Source organism: Microbacterium galbinum (assembly GCF_023091225.1).
Classification (GTDB): Bacteria; Actinomycetota; Actinomycetes; order Actinomycetales; family Microbacteriaceae; genus Microbacterium; species Microbacterium galbinum.
Map to the genome: position 1 here is coordinate 1106575 of NZ_JAHWXM010000001.1, position 16155 is coordinate 1122729.

Genomic DNA, 16155 nt, shown 5'->3' on the forward strand with positions numbered 1-16155 from the left:
TCACCAGCCCTCGCGCAGCACCCGCCCCAGCATCGCGACGACATGGTCGGCGCTCTGCGCCGTCAGACACAGCGGCGGCTTGATCTTCAGCACGTTCGATCGTTCCGAGGTCGTCAGCACCACGACCCCGAGTTCGCGCATCCGTTCGCAGATCGCGGCGGCCTCGGCATCCGCGGGCTCCATCGTCGTGCGATCGCGCACGAGCTCGACGCCCAGATACAGCCCGGCTCCGTGCACGACGGCCACCATCGGATGCTCGTCGCCGAGCGCCCGCAGCCCGTCGGCGAGCCGCGCGCCGAGGTTCTCGGCGTTGCGCTGGAGGTCGTCCTCGACCATCGCGTCGAGCACGGCGAGCCCGACGCGGCAGCTCAGGGTGCTGCCCCCGGCCGAGGAGAAGAACTGCCCCTGCGTGGCGAGGGCGTCGGCGATGCGCTTCGAGGTGATCACTCCGCCGATCGGGAAGCCGTTGCCCATGGGCTTGGCGATCGTGACGATGTCGGGCGCGACGCCCGCCCGCTCGAAGCCCCAGAACGTCGATCCCAGGCGGCCGAAGCCCACCTGCACCTCGTCGGCGATGCACAGACCGCCCGCGTCCCGGACGCGTTCGTAGGCGCCCGCGAGGTACCCCTCGGGTAGGAGCACTCCCCCGGCGTTGCCGAGCACGGATTCGCACAGGAAGGCGGCCGCATCACGGCCGTCACGATCGAGGGCCGCGAGATCGGCCGAGAGGTCGTCGAGATAGCGCCCCGCGGTGTCGTCGCCGCGATACGTGCCGCGGTACCGGTTGGGCACGTCGGCGACGTGCACCCAGTCGGGTCGCGTCTCGAGGGCGAACGGGTTGTCGTAGGCGCTCGTGGTCACCGCATCGCTGGCCATCGTCCAGCCGTGATACGCCTCGCGCAGCGCCACGATCGTGCGCCGCCCGGTCGCCGCCTGCGCGAGCCGGATCGCGAGGTCGACCGCCTCCGAGCCGCTGTTGACGAGCAGCACCGTGTCGAGGCCGCTCCCCTGCGGCATCAGCGCGAGAAGTCGCTCGCTGTACTCCGCGAGATCGCGGAACAGGAACCGCGAGTTGGTGCCGAGTGTGCGCAGCTGGCGGGCCGCCGCATCGGCGACCCTCGGGTGTCCGTGTCCGAGGCCGGCGACGTTGTTGACCATGTCGATGTAGGCGCGGCCGGTCGTATCGACCAGGTGGTGCCGCCAGCCGCGCTCGATCTGCGGCGGATGCGCGTAGTACCGCTCCTGGGCGGCGGCGAAGATCCGCTCCCGGCGTGCGAGCTCGTCGGCGGACTCGTCGTGCTGCGCGCGCGACGGCACACCCAGCAACGGCGCGGGATCGGCCGTGAGACGGCGCCAGGCCGGCACCCGCTCGGGCTCGACCAGGGCGGCGCCGGGAGTGCGCGGAGGTCGTTCGGGGGCATCCGACCGTCGGAGGCCGAGGGTGAGCACGCGATCCGTGTCGGACGCCGGGAGCCACCCCACCATGTCACCCGCCGACACGTGCAGCGCCGCCCGGTCGTCGATCTCGACCCCGCGCAGATCGAGGATCCAGCCGTCCCCGAGCACGATGCGCGGCTCTTCGCGGCTCGCCCGCAGCGCTCCGTCGACGGGACTCGTCACGCGGAGGCGAGGGCCGGCGCCGAGATGGATCTCGGTGTGCACGGGCCAGGTGGGGGCGGCATCCGCGACGTCCACGCGCGTGCGCGTCAGCCGGAACACCCCGTAGGGCATGAGCGCCGCTCCGGCTCCCCCCGCCAGGGCCGACGCGACCAGGGCCGCCTCGGCATCCGCTCGCTGCCAGCGTCCGGCGTCGAGAGCGTCGGACTCGACGCCCGGATCGACCGCCTCGACGGTGCCGGTGAAGTCGGGCAGCACGGCGGTGAGCGGCGCCCCCTCGACCCGACCGGAGAACTGCGGAGCCTCGACCCCGACTCGTGCGAGCACCTGCTCGCAGACCTCCGCGAGCGGCAGGAGTGTCGCCGCGTCGAAGATCGCCTGCTCCCCCGCGATCCGCTCGCGGGCGTAGTCGTTGTCACCGTCGATCTCGAGCTGCCGCCACCCGCTGGCGACGAGGAGCGCGGCGCGCAGCACCACGAGAGGCCAGACCGCGCGGGCCTCCGCGTCGCTCAACGGCGCATCGGCGTGGAAGGCGGCGACCGTGTCGAGCACCCGCAGCGGGCGATCCGGTTCGTGGTGCAGCATCGACGACACGCACACCGCGAGCTCGGCCACACGCCACCCGAGAGCCAGGTCGCCGAGGTCGAGCACGGTGTGCGGGTGCAGGCGGGAGTCGGCCCCTCGCCGCCCCATGACGTTGTCGTCCGTGAGATCGCCGTGGATCGGTTGGACGGGCAGATCGCTCTCGACCGCCGCGAGCGCCTTCCGAGCTTCCTCGGACGCCGCGAGCACGCGCCCGCGCAGCGCGTCGTCGGTGATCGAGCCTGCGAGCTTCGCCGTCTCGTCGAAGGCCACGCGCATGTCCCACATGTGCGGGCGATCGAGTCCCGGATGCCGGAGGGGCGCCAGTGCGTTCACCGACGCCGCCGCGAGCGCTCCGAACTCGGCGAGCACGACCGGCGCGAGATAACCGGCGTCGACGAGCTCCTCCCCAACGGCGAACTCGCTGCGGCGCACGGCGAATCCGCGCCAGCGCTGGGTCAGCGCACCGTCGAGTCCCGGAAGCACGGCGGGCACGGCCACGCCCGCTGCCCGGTAGGCATCGAGGGCCGCGTGCTGGGCGTCGCGCGCATCGTCGCCGAACACCGGGTTGTCGATACGGAGGACGCTGCGCGAGCCGTCGACCTCCGTGAGCAGGAAGTTGCGGTCCTGGTTGCTGCCGAGCTCGCGTGCGACGACGTCGGCTCCGTAGAGATCGCGGGCGATCCGGGCGGCGTCTTCCTCGTCGACGTCCGGCCGGACGAGTCCCGCGCCCGCCTCAGCCACGGGCGTCGCCGAGCGGGAGGTCGTCGGCGTGACGCGCCAGCGAAGAGCCGTAGCGCTCGGTGAGCTGCACCATCAGATCCGGGGTGTCGCGGTCGACGCCGAACACGTGCCCCGGGAAGTCGAGATCGGGCTGCGCCGCGGCGATCTCGGCATCCCGATCCGGCGAGAACAGCTGGAGCGGATCGCCCACCGCCACCCAGCCGATCGGCACGACCGTGCCCTCGGGAACGCGCGCACGCCTCTGAACGATCGCGTTGACGCGCACCTCGCTGCGCGCACCCACGATCGCGCCGTTGAAGATCCGCGCACCCGAGGCGAGGAACACCTCCTCGCCCACCGTCGCGCCGGCGATGCTCGCCAGCGTACCTACGAGGGTGTGATCACCGATGCGCACGGCGTTCGCGGCGGTCGCCCGCACGAGGGCGTTCTCCATCACGATCACGTGCGCGCCGAGCGTGATCGGCCCGCCCTCGGCCGTGATCACGGCGCCGTGCAGCACCTGGCAGCCCGCGCCGATCTCGACGTCGCCGGAGACGACGGCGGTGGGAGCGATGACGGCGGTGTCGTGGATCCGGGGCCGAGCCCCGAGGTGCTCGTACAACATGCTCACAGCGTAGTGGCGCGGGAGCGCGCGGCGGGAGGTCTGCTCCGCGGTCACTCCTTGGTCGCTGCGGTGCGGCGGAGCATGCCGATGACGAGGGTCGCCAGGAACAGCACGATGCCGAGGACGGCGAGCCAGAGGAGGCCCTTGACCACGAAGCCGAAGACGGCGAGGCCGGCCCACACGATGAGCAGGATGATCAGAAGTGTCCACATGGCTTCAGCCTCCGCCGCCCTGCGCCGGTGCCACACCCCGTTGACGCGCGGTCGTGGCTGGTCTAGTGGGCTACGCGGTCTCGCGGGCTACGCGGTCTCGGCCTTCACGGGCTCCGGGAAGATGGCGGTGAACAACTGCCCCACCCACTCGAGCAGCTCGGCATCCGGGAGCGGTTCGAGCCCGACGCCGACCGCGGCCGGCACCGTGGGCATGGGCACGACCAGCGCCTCGCCGCCGGAGACGAGCTTCGCCTTCGGGTAGAGCCGCTGCAGGCGCACCTTGATCGAATCCTCGAGACGAGCCGGAGCGATGCGCAGGTTCGAGCCCATCACGACGACATCGGCGAGGCCCGCGCGTGCGGCCCGGCGGCGCAGACGGGCGATCGCGATGAGCCCTTCGACCTCGGCCGGGGGCGTGCCGTAACGGTCGGTGAGCTCGTCGATGACGAGGTCGATCGCGTCGTCCTTCGCCGTCGCGATCGAGGCCGCCGACAGCTTCTGATAGGCCTCGAGCCGCAGGCGTTCGCTGTCGATGTAGTACTCGGGGATTCGCGCGTCGAGCGGCAACTCGAGACGCAGCTCCTGACCGGACTCGACCTCCTCGCCGCGGAACGTCGACACCGCCTCGCCGATCATGCGCAGATACAGGTCGAAGCCGACGCCGGCGATGTGACCGGCCTGCTCGCCGCCGAGCAGGTTGCCCGCGCCGCGCAGCTCGAGGTCCTTCAGGGCGACCTGCATGCCCGAACCGAGGTCGTTGTTCACGGCGATCGTCTGCAGTCGGTCGGCCGCCGTCTCGCTGAGCGGCTTCATCTCGTCGTACAGGAAGTACGCGTAGGCGCGCTCGCGACCGCGGCCCACGCGTCCGCGGAGCTGGTGCAGCTGGCTGAGGCCGTAGCGGTCGGCGCGATCGATGATGATCGTGTTCGCGTTCGAGATGTCGAGCCCGGTCTCGATGATCGTCGTCGAGACGAGCACGTCGAACTTGCGCTCCCAGAAGTCGTCGACGACCTGCTCGAGCGCGTGCTCGCCCATCTGCCCGTGGGCGACCGCGATGCGCGCCTCGGGCACGAGCTCGGCGAGCTGGGCGGCGACGCGCTGGATGGACTGCACCCGGTTGTGCACGAAGAACACCTGACCCTCGCGCAGGATCTCGCGGCGGATCGCGGCGGCCATCTGCTTGTCGCTGCGCGGACCGACGAACGACAGGATCGGATGCCGGTCCTCCGGCGGGGTGGCCAGCGTCGACATCTCGCGGATGCCGGTGACCGCCATCTCGAGCGTGCGCGGGATCGGGGTGGCGCTCATGGCGAGGATGTCGACGTTCGTCTTCATCTTCTTGAGAGCGTCCTTGTGCTCGACGCCGAACCGCTGCTCCTCGTCGATGATCATCAGGCCGAGGTCCTTGAACATCACCTGGTCGGTGAGGATGCGGTGCGTGCCGATGACCATGTCGACCGTGCCGTCGAGCAGACCCTGCAGCGTGAGGCGGGCCTCCTTGTCGGTCTGGAATCGCGAGAGCGGGCGCACCTTCACCGGGAATCCGGCGAAGCGCTCGGTGAACGTCTCGAGGTGCTGCTTCACCAGCAGCGTCGTCGGCACGAGCATCGCGACCTGCTTGCCGTCTTGAATGGCCTTGAACGCCGCGCGCACGGCCACCTCGGTCTTGCCGAAGCCCACATCGCCCGAGAGCAGGCGGTCCATCGGGATCGGCCGCTCCATGTCGGCCTTGATCTCGTCGATCGTCTGCAGCTGGTCGGCCGTCTCGGCGAAGGGGAACGCCTCCTCCAGCTCGCGCTGCCAGGGGGTGTCGGGCCCGAAGGCGTAGCCCTTGGCGCTCATGCGCGCCGAATAGAGCTTGACGAGCTCGACGGCGATGTCGCGCACGGCCTTGCGTGCCTTGCCCTTGGCCTGCGACCAGTCGCTGCCGCCCATCTTCGACAGGGTCGGCCCCTCACCGCCCACGTACTTCGAGAGCAGGTCGAGCTGGTCGGTGGGCACGTAGAGCTTGTCGCCCGGGTAGCCGCGCTTCGAGGGCGCGTACTCGAGCACGAGGTAGTCGCGCACCGACTTCGTGGCGTTGCGTCCACCGGTCGAGACCTCGCGCTGCGTCATCTCGACGAAGCGTCCGATGCCGTGGGTGTTGTGCACCACGAAGTCGCCCGGCTTGAGCTGCAGCGGGTCGACGACGTTCTTGCGGCGGGAGGCGAGCTTCTTGACCACCCGCTGGTCTCCGCCGATCGTACGACCGTAGAACTCGTTGTCGGTGAGGACGGCGAGCTTCGCCTCCGGCACCTGGAATCCGGCCTCGACCGAGCCGGTGAGCAGGGTCGCGACGCCGGGCTCGGGCGCATCGTTCAACTCGGGAAGGATGCGAGCGGCGATGCCGCGATCGGCGAGCACGTCGCGGGCGCGATCGACGAGACCCGAACCGGTGGCGATGACCACGACGCGCCAGCCCTCGGAGATGCGCCCGGCGACGAAGGAGATCGCCCCGTCGACGTTTCCGTGGAACGACGGGATCACGGTGGCGTCGAGGTTCGCCGCCTCGGCCTCGTCTTCACCGAGACCCGCGCCGAAGGGGCTGAGCCGCCACCACACACCGCCGCGGTCGCGGACGACCTCGCGCAGCTGGGCGATCGTGAGGAAGTCGCCCGCGCCGAGGTCGATGGGTGCGGAGGCACCCGAGGTCGCGGCGCTCCAGGCCGCGTCGAGGAACTCGCGATTGGTGTCGCCGAGGGTGATGGCCCGGGCGCTCGAACGCTCGGGGTCGACCACGGCGGTCGCGGCCCCCGCGGGAAGGTACTCGGCGAGCGACGAGAGGGGACCGGCGACCGCGGGCAGGAGCGACTCCATGCCCTCGACCGGGATGCCCTCGGCCATCTTCTCGAGCATGCCCGCGATCGCCGGGAAGCCGCCGATCAGCGCACGCGCGCGATCGCGCACGTCGTCGGTGAGCAGCAGCTCGCGGCTGGGCGGCAGGTCGACGGAGCCGATGTCGCCGGGGAGGGAGCGCTGGTCGGCGACCGAGAACGCGCGGATCTGATCGATCTCGTCGCCGAAGAACTCGACGCGGTACGGATGCTCGGAGATCGCCGGGAACACGTCGAGGATGCCGCCGCGCACCGCGAACTCACCGCGACGCGAGACCATGTCGACGCGCGAGTAGGCGCGCTCGACGAGACGGGCGGCCACGGTGTCGAGTTCGAGGCCGCGGCTGCCGACCGCGAGCTCGAGCGGCTCGATCTCGCCGAGGTTGCCGGCGATCGGCTGCAGGGCCGCACGCACCGAGGCGACGACGACGAGCGGATGATCGCCCGCCCACTCGCGGATGCGGCGCAGCGTCTGCAGTCGGAGACCCACCGTGTCGGGACTCGGGCTGAGGCGCTCGTGCGGCAGGGTCTCCCATGCCGGGAACGTGAGCACCTCGGCGTCGGGGATGTAGGAGCCGAGCGCCTGCGCCAGGCTCTCGGCGCGGCGGCCCGTGGGCACGACGGCGAGCAACGCCTGCGGATGCCCCGCGGCGGCGCGCTTGGCGAGGAGTCCCGCGAGGGCCGGAGCATCGAGCCCGTCGACGAGGCCGAGGTCGGCATCGGTCTGAGCCCAGCCGAGCGCTTCACGGTACAGAGACGCCTCTTCCAAGGCGCGCAGAATCCCTGGAACAGTCACCGGACAAGACTAGCCGCCGCCTCCGACATCGGCTCCGGCATCTCCCCGGGCCGCCCGCGGCGGGCGATACCGTAGTCCGATGGAAGCTGTGCGACTGGAGACCGAGCGCCTCGTGCTGGCGGCGCCGACCGACGCCGAGATCGACGCGATCACGGCCGCGTGCCAGGACCCGGAGATCCCGCGCTGGACCACCGTGCCCTCGCCCTACTCGCGCGACGACGCCGCCGATTACGTGCGTCTGACCGGCGAGTGGTGGGCCGACGGGTCGCAGGCGGTGTGGAGCGTGCACGCGGGTGAGGAGCTCGTGGGCTCGATCGGGCTGCACCGCATCACCCCGCACGACGCGGGCGGGCATGCCGAACTCGGCTACTGGGTCGCGGCATCCGCCCGTGGTCGGGGGTATCTCGTCGAGGCGGCCCGCTCCGTCATCGACTGGGGCTTCGACGAGCTGGGTCTCGCACGCCTCACCTGGCGCGCCGTGGTCGGGAACGTCCCCTCGGCTCGCGCCGCCCGCGCGCTCGGCTTCCGCTACGAGGGTCTTCAGCGGCAACTGCTCACCGGACCGCGCGGCCGCGACGACGGCTGGGTCGCGGGGCTCCTCCCCACCGACGACCGCGCCCCGGTGGCCTGGCCCGTCCTCTGACCCGTCCCTCGCGCCCGGAGCCGGGGGTGACGATGTCGGATGCCGGTGGCAGGATGCTCGCATGCCCGAGATGCCGGAGGTGCAGGGGCTCGTCGACTTCCTGGGCGAGCGCGTCGTGGGGCGCACGATCACGCGCACGAGCGTGGCGGCGATCGCCGCGCTGAAGACCTACGACCCGCCCAACACCGCGCTGCACGGCGCCGTGATCAGCGGCGCCTCGCGGCGGGGCAAGTTCATCGTGCTCTCGTGCGGAGACGATCTTCACCTCGTCTTCCACCTCGCGAAGGCGGGCTGGCTGCGATGGTACGAGACCCTGCCCACGACGATCATCAAGCCCGGCAAGACGCCGATCGCCCTGCGCGTCGCGCTCGACGACGGCAGCGGGTTCGACCTCACCGAGGCGGGCACGAAGAAGTCCCTCGCGGTCTACGTCGTGCGCGACCCGGCGGAGGTGCCGGGCATCGCCCGTCTCGGCCCGGACCCCCTCGACGACGCCTTCACCCGCGATGTGTTCGCCGGTCTCCTGGACGGCAAGCGCACGCAGATCAAGGGCCTGCTGCGTGATCAGGCGGTGATCGCCGGCATCGGCAACGCGTACTCCGACGAGATCCTGCACGCCGCGCGCATGTCGCCGTACGCGATCGCCGCGACGCTCGACGACGCGGCGATCGACTCGCTGTTCGCGGCGATGCAGGCGACTCTGCGCGAGGCGCTCGCCGAGGCATCCGGCAAGCCCCCGGCCGAGCTGAAAGACGCGAAGCGCCGGGGGATGCAGGTGCACGCCCGCCGCGGCGAGACCTGCCCGGTCTGCGGCGACACCGTGCGCAGCGTCTTCTTCGCCGACCGCTCTCTCGAGTACTGCCCGACCTGCCAGACGGGCGGAAAGGTGCTCGCCGACCGACGTCTGTCGCGCCTGCTGAAATGAGCCGAGACGTCGCCGGATGACGGGGAATGAATTCAGCGCGGGCGCGTTGAGTACACTCAGAACATCAACGTGCTCCGGGGTCGGTGGGAATCCGAACCGGCGGTGACAGTCCGCGAGCGTCTCGGTTTCGACCGAGGTGCCGATCCGGTGGAAATCCGGGACCGACGGTGATGCGGGAGAGATCCCGCTAGTCCGGAAGGGAGGCAGCACGATGCGCCGCCGTGCGCGCCGTCCGCCTCCCCCGGAGCCTTCAGAGAAGGACGACGGATGGCAGTGAACGAGACAGAGCGCGAGGCGATGAGCCGTGCTCTCGCGCTCGCGGCGCTCGGCCCTCGCGGCGTGAACCCGCAGGTCGGCGCGGTCATCCTCTCCCCCGACGGCACGATCCTCGCCGAGGGATGGCACCACGGCGCCGGCACCCCGCACGCCGAGGTCGACGCGCTGTCGAAGCTCGCCCCCGGCGCAGCCCGCGGCGCGACCGCGGTCGTGACCCTCGAACCCTGCAACCACACCGGACGCACCGGTCCCTGCGCGCTCGCCCTGATCGAGGCCGGCGTGAGCCGCGTCGTCTACGCGCTCGACGATCCCGGCGCCGTGTCGGGCGGAGGCGCCGAACGGCTGCGGGCCGCGGGCGTCAGCGTCGAGGCCGGCGAGCAGGCGGATGCCGCGCACGCCGTGATCGAGGGATGGCTCACCGCGCAGCGCCTCGGCCGCCCCCACGTCACCGTGAAGTGGGCGCAGAGCCTCGACGGACGCGCCGCGGCCGACGACGGATCGAGCCAGTGGATCACCGGTCCCGCTGCCCGTGCCGATGTGCACCGCCGCCGCGCGGCATCCGATGCCATCGTCGTCGGCACCGGCACCGTGCTGGCCGACGACCCCTCGCTCACCGCTCGCGACGGAGACGCGCTCCTCCCCGACCAGCCCGTCCCGGTGGTCATCGGCTCGCGCCCCACTCCGGCGGATGCGGCGGTGCGCCGGCATCCGCACACTCCCCTCTTCTTCGACGGACACGACCTGCACGCGGTGCTCGCCGACCTGCACGGCCGCGGCATCCAGAGCGTCTTCGTCGAGGGCGGGCCGACACTCGCGAGCGCGTTCGTGGCGGCGGGGCTGGCCGATCGCGTGCTCGCCTACGTCGCCCCCGTGCTGCTGGGCGGAAGCCGCCTCGCCCTCACCGACATCGGCGTCTCGTCCATCGGCGAGGCGCACCGCCTGACGATCGACGAGTGGCTGCCCCTCGGCGCCGATCTGCTCGCGATCGCCCATCCCGCTTCTCTCCCCACCGCGTCGACCGAAGGAGCCGTCTGATGTTCACCGGGATCATCGAGGAGATCGGCGAGATCACCGCCATCTCGCCGTCGGGCGACGGCTGGCGTCTGACCGTGCGCGCTCCGAAGGCCGCCGCCGACGCCGTGCACGGCGAGTCGATCGCCGTCTCGGGCGTGTGCCTGACCGTGGTCGCCTCGGATGCGGATTCCTTCGACGCCGACGTCATGAAGCAGACCCTCGACGTCGCGGCGCTCGGCGATGCCGCCGTCGGCACCCGCGTCAACATCGAGAAGGCGATGCCCGTCGGCGCGCGCCTGGGCGGGCACATCGTGCAGGGGCACGTCGACGGCGTCGGCACGGTTCTCGAGGTGCGGCCCGGAGCCCAGTGGAGCGTGCTGCGCATCGGCCTTCCCGCCGACCTCGCCCCGCTCGTCGTCGACAAGGGATCGATCTCGGTCGACGGCACCTCGCTCACCGTCAGCGCGGTCAGCGACCCTCCTTCGTCAGGCTCAGGACCCGACGAGCAGCAGTGGTTCGAGATCTCCCTGATCCCCGAGACGCTCGCCGCGACGACCCTCGGCACCCGCGCCGTCGGCGACCGCGTCAACCTCGAGACCGACATCCTCGCCCGGCACGTCGAGCGCCTGCTCGCGTTCCGGACCGCACCGGAAGGAGGCTCGCGATGAGCCTTTCCACGATCGCCGACGCCCTCGACGCCCTGCGCGCCGGGCGCCCCGTTCTCGTCGCCGACGACGAGAACCGTGAGAACGAGGGCGACGTCATCCTCTCGGCAGAGCTCGCCACCCCCGAGTGGGTCGCGTGGACCGTGCGCTGGTCGTCCGGGTTCATCTGCGCGCCGATGCCCGCCGACCGCGCCGACGACCTCAACCTGCAGCCGATGGTCGCCGCGAGCGAAGACGCGCGCGCCACCGCGTACACGGTGAGCGTCGATGCCGCCGAGGGCGTCACGACCGGTATCAGCGCGCATGACCGCGCGCACACGCTCAACGTGCTCGCGAACCCCGAATCGACCGCCACGAGCATCATCCGCCCGGGCCACGTGCTGCCGCTGCGCGCGGTCGACGGCGGGGTGCGCGAGCGCAGCGGCCACACCGAGGCCGCCGTCGATCTCATGCGCCTCGCGGGACTGCAGCCGGTGGGGGCGATCGCCGAGGTCGTCGCCGAGGACGGCAGCATGATGCGGATGCCGGGGCTCCTCGAGCTCGGCGCCCGCGACGGTGTGCCCGTCATCACGATCGAGCAGCTGATCGACCACCTCAACGAGATCGACCCGCAGGGCGACAACGGCCCGGTGCGCAACCGCCGCGTGAGCCTGCGCGCCGATGCGACCGTGCCGACCACGCACGGAACCTTCCGGTTCCTCGCTTACAAGGACCGCGTCACCGGCACCGACCACATCGCCGTCGTCTCGGGCGAACCGCAGGAGACCTCGCTCGTGCGCGTGCACTCCGAGTGCCTGACCGGCGAAGCCTTCGGTTCGCTCAAGTGCGAGTGCGGCCCCCAGCTCGACGCCGCGCTCGACGCGATCGAGCAGGACGGCGGCATCGTCATCTACATGCGCGGTCACGAGGGCCGCGGCATCGGGCTCATCAACAAGCTCCGGGCCTACAGCCTGCAGGAGGAGGGGCTCGACACCGTCGACGCGAACCTCGCTCTCGGGCTGCCGGCCGATGCCCGCGAATACGCGGCGGCCGCCGGCATCCTCGCCGATCTCGGCGTGTCGAAGGTGCGCCTGCTGACGAACAACATCGACAAGGTGAATCAGCTGCGCGAGCTCGGCCTCGACGTGGTCGAGCAGGTGCCGCTCATCGTCGGCGTCGGACCCAACAACCACCAGTATCTCGAGACCAAGCGTGACCGCATGGGTCACATCATCGGCGAGGACGAGCTCAAGGCCGCCCTCGCAGGACGGAAGGACGACGCATGAGCGGCGCAGGAGCACCCACGACCGGGAACATCGACGGACGCGGACTCGACGTCGTCATCATCGCCGGCACCTGGCACGACACGATCACGAACGGCCTCATCGCCGGGGCCGAGCGCGTGCTGAACGAGGCGCGGGCCACGCACCGCCTCGTGCGCGTGCCGGGATCCTTCGAACTCGCCGTCGCCGCACAGGCCGCCTTCGCCGGTGGTGCGGATGCGGTGGTCGCGCTCGGCGTGATCATCCGCGGCGGCACCCCGCACTTCGAGTACGTGTCGGCGGCGACGACCGATGGCCTCACCCGCGTCTCGCTCGACACCGGCAAGCCCGTCGGCTTCGGCGTGCTCACCCTCGACGACGAGCAGCAGGGTCTCGACCGTGCGGGTCTCGAGGGATCGAAGGAGGACAAGGGCGCCGAAGCAGCGGATGCCGCGCTGCGCACCGCCCTCGTCATCAAGGAGCTGCGGGGCTGAGAGCGCGCTGAGGCCAGCCTTCCCTTCGTAGCGGAGGGAAGGCGCGGACTCGTACGGTGAGGGTCATGGAGACCCTGCGCCACATCGTTCTCTTCGTCCACCTGATCGGCTTCGCCGTGCTCTTCGGAGCGTGGGCGGCGCAGGCCTTCGGCGGTAAGCGCGTCTTCACGCGGCTGATGAGCATCGGCATGGCGATCGCCGCGGTCGCCGGTCTCGCTCTCGCCGCCCCGTGGGGCATCTCGTACGACCTGAACTACGTCAAGATCGGCGTGAAGCTCGTGCTGCTGCTCGTCATCGGCGCACTGCTCGGCATCGGCACCGCGCGGCAGAAGCGCGGAGCATCCGTGCCCCCGGTGATGTTCTGGCTCGTCGGAATCCTCACCGCCGCGAACGCCGCCATCGCCGCGATCTGGCGCTGAGCCCACCCGCTTCGACGGTTCGTCGCCCGTCGTCCATCGCTCAGGGAGCGGGGCGCGGGGGTGCCGTGCTCTCGCGGACGACGAGTTCGGTGCCGACGAGGGGCGTCTGCGCGACCTCTCCCCCGTCGAGTTCGGCGAGCAGCGCGTCGACCGCGAGCGCGCCGACCCTCTCGGGGTGCTGCTGCACCGTCGTGAGCGGCGGCCAGATCTGCGCCGCATCGGGCAGTCCGTCGAAGCCGACCACGCTGACGTCGCTCGGGATGTCGCGGCCTGCCTCGCGGAACGCGCGCACCACACCGATCGCCATCTGGTCGTTGGCGGCGAACACGGCGGTGACGTCGTCGCGATCGCGCAGCTCGACACCGGCCCGGTACCCGGAGGCAGCGCTCCAGTCGCCCGGGATCATCTCGGGAACCCGGCGACCCCGCGCCTCCAACGTCGACCGCCAGGCCTCGCGGCGACGTTCGGCGGAGTACGACTCGGTCGGCCCCGACACGTGCCAGACGGTCTCGTGCCCGAGGTCGAGCAGATGCTCGGTGGCGAGCCGGGCGCCCTGCGCCTGGTCGGTGTCGACGAACGGATGCGTCGAGCCGCGGTTCGAGTCGACGAGCACGATCGGCAACCCGTCGGGGATCTCGACCTCCGCCTCATCGAGCTGGTGGGCCTCGACCACGATGATGATGCCGTCGACGGCATGTTCCTCGAGACGGCGGAACGCGCCCGCCACGGTCTCGCGGGCACTCGACTCGACCGGGATCAGGGTGAGCGCGTAGCCCATCTGCGAGGCGCGCACGGCGATCGCGTCGAGCGTGCGCTGGTTTCCGTAGGAGCTGAACGAGAACATGATCACGCCGATGGCGCGGAAGCGGCCCGATCGCAGAGCCCTGGCCGCACTGTTGGGCCGATAGCCGAGGTGCTGCATCGCCTGCTCGACGCGCTCCCTGGTTGCCGCACCGACGTAGCCGCGCGCGTTCACCACCCGGGAGACGGTCTGGCCGGAGACGCCGGCCTCGCGCGCCACGTCTTCCATCGAGGGGTCTCGCCGCCGCGGCGACTGCTCTGTCGAGGATTCCAGGGACACGATTGATCATCCATTCATGTGTTGACGTTGACACACTAGCAGCGCATCGCATATGTTGACGTTGACACACGGCGCAGTGAGCGCCTGGACTTGGAGAAGGTCTCGTCGATGACGACTGAAATCATTGCGGCCCCCGGAGCCGCCGGCATCCGCCGCCGCGAGAAGCGCGACTGGAAGGGATGGGCCTTCGTCGGCCCGTTCATGCTCGTGTTCGCGCTGGTGTTCCTCACCCCGCTCGCGTACGCCCTGTACCTCAGCTTCTTCCAGGAGAAGCTCATCGGCGGCAACGCGTTCGTCGGCGTCGACAACTACGTGCGCGCCCTCACCGACCCCCAGTTCTGGGAGGCGTTCGGCCGAGTGCTGATCTTCCTCGTCGTGCAGGTGCCGATCATGCTCGCCCTCGCCCTCGGCGCGGCCTTGGCCCTCGACAGCGCGCGCCTGCGCGGCGCCTCGTTCTTCCGCATCCTGATCTTCCTGCCGTACGCGGTTCCCGCCGTCGTCGCGGTGCTCATGTGGGGCTACATCTACGGCGACCAGTTCGGTCTGACGTCGAACTTCAACGATTTCCTCGGCAGCGACCTCATCACCCCGTTCGCCCGTGAGTGGATCCTCGTGTCGATCGGAAACATCGTGACGTGGCAGTTCGTCGGCTACAACATGCTGATCTTCTACTCCTCGCTCAAGACGATCCCCACCGAGATGTACGAGGCGGCCTCGCTCGACGGCGCCGGCGCCTGGCGCACGATCTTCTCCATCAAGATCCCCTCCGTGCGCGGCGCGCTCGTCATCGCCACGATCTTCTCGATCATCGGCAGCTTCCAGCTCTTCAACGAGCCCAACATCCTGCGCCCCCTCGCCCCGAACGTGATCACGACGTACTTCACCCCCAACATGTACGCGTACAACCTCTCGTTCGCGGGCCAGCAGTTCAACTACGCCGCGACGATCGCCATCATCATGGGCATCATCACGGCCGTGATCGCCTACGTCGTGCAACTGCGCGGCTCGAAGTCGGAGGTGCGCTGAGATGGCACTCCCCCTCGCCCGCTCCACACGCAAGCGCAACGACCCGATGAACCCGCGGTCGTCGAAGACGCTGCTGATCGTGATGGTCGTGTACGCGCTGTACACGCTCGTGCCGCTCGTCTGGCTGCTGTTCAGCTCGACCAAGACGCAGTCGGGCCTCTTCAGCTCGTTCGGCCTCTGGTTCGCCGACGACTTCGCGTTCATCGACAACCTGGTCGCGACGTTCTCGTTCCGCGACGGCATCTTCCTGCGCTGGCTGGGCAACACCCTGCTCTACGTCGTGGTCGGCGCGGGCGGCGCGACGCTGCTGGCGACCATGGCCGGCTACGGCTTGGCGAAGTACCGCTTCCCCGGCCGACGCGCCGTCTTCGCGATCGTGCTCGGTGCGGTCGCGGTGCCCGGCACGGCGCTCGCCGTGCCCACCTTCCTGCTCTTCAGCGAGCTGGGTCTGACGAACACCCCCTGGGCGGTCATCATCCCCTCGCTCATCAGCCCGTTCGGCCTCTACCTCATCTGGGTGTTCGCCTCGGAATCCGTGCCGACCGAACTGCTGGAAGCCGCTCGCATCGACGGCGCCGGGGAGTTCCGCACGTTCTTCACGATCTCGATGCGCCTGCTCGCACCCGGCATCGTGACCGTCGCCCTCTTCACGGTCGTCGCGACGTGGAACAACTACTTCCTGCCCTTGATCATGCTCTCCGACCCCGCCTGGTACCCGCTCACCGTGGGCCTGAACCAGTGGAGCTCGCAGGCGATCGGGGCCGGATCCCAGCCGATCTACAACCTGGTGATCATGGGCTCGCTGCTCACGATCATCCCGATCGTGATCGCCTTCCTGCTGCTGCAGCGGTTCTGGCAGTCAGGTCTCACCGCGGGAAGCGTCAAGCAGTAAGCACCCCTCTTCCCGCACCTCGCATCGCAGAAAACGTCGATCCGATGCTGG

The 16155-nt window shown here is 70.5% G+C and carries 14 protein-coding genes and 1 riboswitch; of the genes, 9 read left to right on the top strand and 5 right to left on the bottom strand.

What is annotated here, in order from left to right:
* From KZC52_RS05470 to mfd, 4 genes are all read right to left on the bottom strand, one after another.
* Complete coding sequence (locus KZC52_RS05470) at positions 1-2943, bottom strand: aminotransferase (RefSeq protein WP_247623043.1); 2943 nt, start codon at positions 2941-2943, stop codon at positions 1-3.
* Entirely contained in the window at positions 2936-3547 is a 612-nt protein-coding gene (locus KZC52_RS05475; protein ID WP_247623044.1) for a gamma carbonic anhydrase family protein, read from the bottom strand. Before KZC52_RS05475 ends, KZC52_RS05470 begins: the two co-directional genes overlap by 8 nt.
* Positions 3548-3597: 50 nt before the next feature.
* Positions 3598-3759, bottom strand: coding sequence for a hypothetical protein (locus KZC52_RS05480; RefSeq protein WP_247623045.1), 162 nt, complete (start codon positions 3757-3759; stop codon positions 3598-3600).
* Between the two features lie 87 nt (positions 3760-3846).
* Positions 3847-7428: a transcription-repair coupling factor gene (mfd, locus tag KZC52_RS05485; protein ID WP_247623046.1), complete on the bottom strand. Its 3582-nt coding sequence runs from the start codon at positions 7426-7428 to the stop codon at positions 3847-3849.
* Positions 7429-7507: 79 nt separating this feature from the next.
* Here mfd and KZC52_RS05490 point away from each other — a divergent pair, with 79 nt between their 5' ends.
* From KZC52_RS05490 to KZC52_RS05520, 7 genes are all read left to right on the top strand, one after another.
* Positions 7508-8071, top strand: coding sequence for a GNAT family N-acetyltransferase (locus KZC52_RS05490; RefSeq protein WP_247623047.1), 564 nt, complete (start codon positions 7508-7510; stop codon positions 8069-8071).
* A 61-nt stretch (positions 8072-8132) separates the two neighbouring features.
* Entirely contained in the window at positions 8133-8996 is an 864-nt protein-coding gene (locus tag KZC52_RS05495) for an Fpg/Nei family DNA glycosylase (protein ID WP_247623048.1), read from the top strand.
* A 66-nt stretch (positions 8997-9062) separates the two neighbouring features.
* Positions 9063-9209, top strand: a riboswitch (FMN riboswitch).
* A 54-nt stretch (positions 9210-9263) separates the two neighbouring features.
* Positions 9264-10307, top strand: a complete 1044-nt coding sequence (ribD, locus tag KZC52_RS05500; RefSeq protein ID WP_247623049.1) for a bifunctional diaminohydroxyphosphoribosylaminopyrimidine deaminase/5-amino-6-(5-phosphoribosylamino)uracil reductase RibD — start codon at positions 9264-9266, stop codon at positions 10305-10307.
* On the top strand, positions 10307-10954 hold the full coding sequence (locus KZC52_RS05505) for a riboflavin synthase (protein ID WP_247623050.1): 648 nt from the start codon (positions 10307-10309) through the stop codon (positions 10952-10954). The genes ribD and KZC52_RS05505 overlap by 1 nt, the downstream gene beginning before the upstream one ends.
* Entirely contained in the window at positions 10951-12216 is a 1266-nt protein-coding gene (ribA, locus tag KZC52_RS05510) for a GTP cyclohydrolase II (protein ID WP_247623051.1), read from the top strand. The genes KZC52_RS05505 and ribA overlap by 4 nt, the downstream gene beginning before the upstream one ends.
* On the top strand, positions 12213-12686 hold the full coding sequence (gene ribH, locus KZC52_RS05515) for a 6,7-dimethyl-8-ribityllumazine synthase (RefSeq protein WP_247623052.1): 474 nt from the start codon (positions 12213-12215) through the stop codon (positions 12684-12686). Before ribA ends, ribH begins: the two co-directional genes overlap by 4 nt.
* Positions 12687-12751: 65 nt before the next feature.
* On the top strand, positions 12752-13105 hold the full coding sequence (locus KZC52_RS05520; RefSeq protein ID WP_247623053.1) for a Fe-S protein: 354 nt from the start codon (positions 12752-12754) through the stop codon (positions 13103-13105).
* Positions 13106-13145: 40 nt separating this feature from the next.
* Here KZC52_RS05520 and KZC52_RS05525 read toward each other — a convergent pair whose 3' ends face one another.
* Entirely contained in the window at positions 13146-14135 is a 990-nt protein-coding gene (locus tag KZC52_RS05525; protein WP_247624712.1) for a LacI family DNA-binding transcriptional regulator, read from the bottom strand.
* Between the two features lie 159 nt (positions 14136-14294).
* Between KZC52_RS05525 and KZC52_RS05530 the strand changes: the two genes are divergently transcribed.
* Positions 14295-15212, top strand: coding sequence for a carbohydrate ABC transporter permease (locus KZC52_RS05530; protein ID WP_247623054.1), 918 nt, complete (start codon positions 14295-14297; stop codon positions 15210-15212).
* Between the two features lie 46 nt (positions 15213-15258).
* Positions 15259-16104: a carbohydrate ABC transporter permease gene (locus KZC52_RS05535; protein ID WP_247624713.1), complete on the top strand. Its 846-nt coding sequence runs from the start codon at positions 15259-15261 to the stop codon at positions 16102-16104.
* Positions 16105-16155: the final 51 nt, after the last annotated feature.

Coding starts and splice junctions, on each gene's coding strand:
- KZC52_RS05535 (WP_247624713.1), top strand. CDS start 15,259: ATGAACCCGCGGTCGTCGAAGACGCTGCTGATCGTGATGGTCGTGTAC.
- KZC52_RS05490 (WP_247623047.1), top strand. CDS start 7,508: ATGGAAGCTGTGCGACTGGAGACCGAGCGCCTCGTGCTGGCGGCGCCG.
- KZC52_RS05530 (WP_247623054.1), top strand. CDS start 14,295: ATGACGACTGAAATCATTGCGGCCCCCGGAGCCGCCGGCATCCGCCGC.
- KZC52_RS05475 (WP_247623044.1), bottom strand. CDS start 3,547: ATGTTGTACGAGCACCTCGGGGCTCGGCCCCGGATCCACGACACCGCC.
- KZC52_RS05480 (WP_247623045.1), bottom strand. CDS start 3,759: ATGTGGACACTTCTGATCATCCTGCTCATCGTGTGGGCCGGCCTCGCC.
- ribA (WP_247623051.1), top strand. CDS start 10,951: ATGAGCCTTTCCACGATCGCCGACGCCCTCGACGCCCTGCGCGCCGGG.
- ribH (WP_247623052.1), top strand. CDS start 12,213: ATGAGCGGCGCAGGAGCACCCACGACCGGGAACATCGACGGACGCGGA.
- KZC52_RS05520 (WP_247623053.1), top strand. CDS start 12,752: ATGGAGACCCTGCGCCACATCGTTCTCTTCGTCCACCTGATCGGCTTC.
- KZC52_RS05525 (WP_247624712.1), bottom strand. CDS start 14,135: ATGGAAGACGTGGCGCGCGAGGCCGGCGTCTCCGGCCAGACCGTCTCC.
- KZC52_RS05505 (WP_247623050.1), top strand. CDS start 10,307: ATGTTCACCGGGATCATCGAGGAGATCGGCGAGATCACCGCCATCTCG.
- ribD (WP_247623049.1), top strand. CDS start 9,264: ATGGCAGTGAACGAGACAGAGCGCGAGGCGATGAGCCGTGCTCTCGCG.
- KZC52_RS05495 (WP_247623048.1), top strand. CDS start 8,133: ATGCCCGAGATGCCGGAGGTGCAGGGGCTCGTCGACTTCCTGGGCGAG.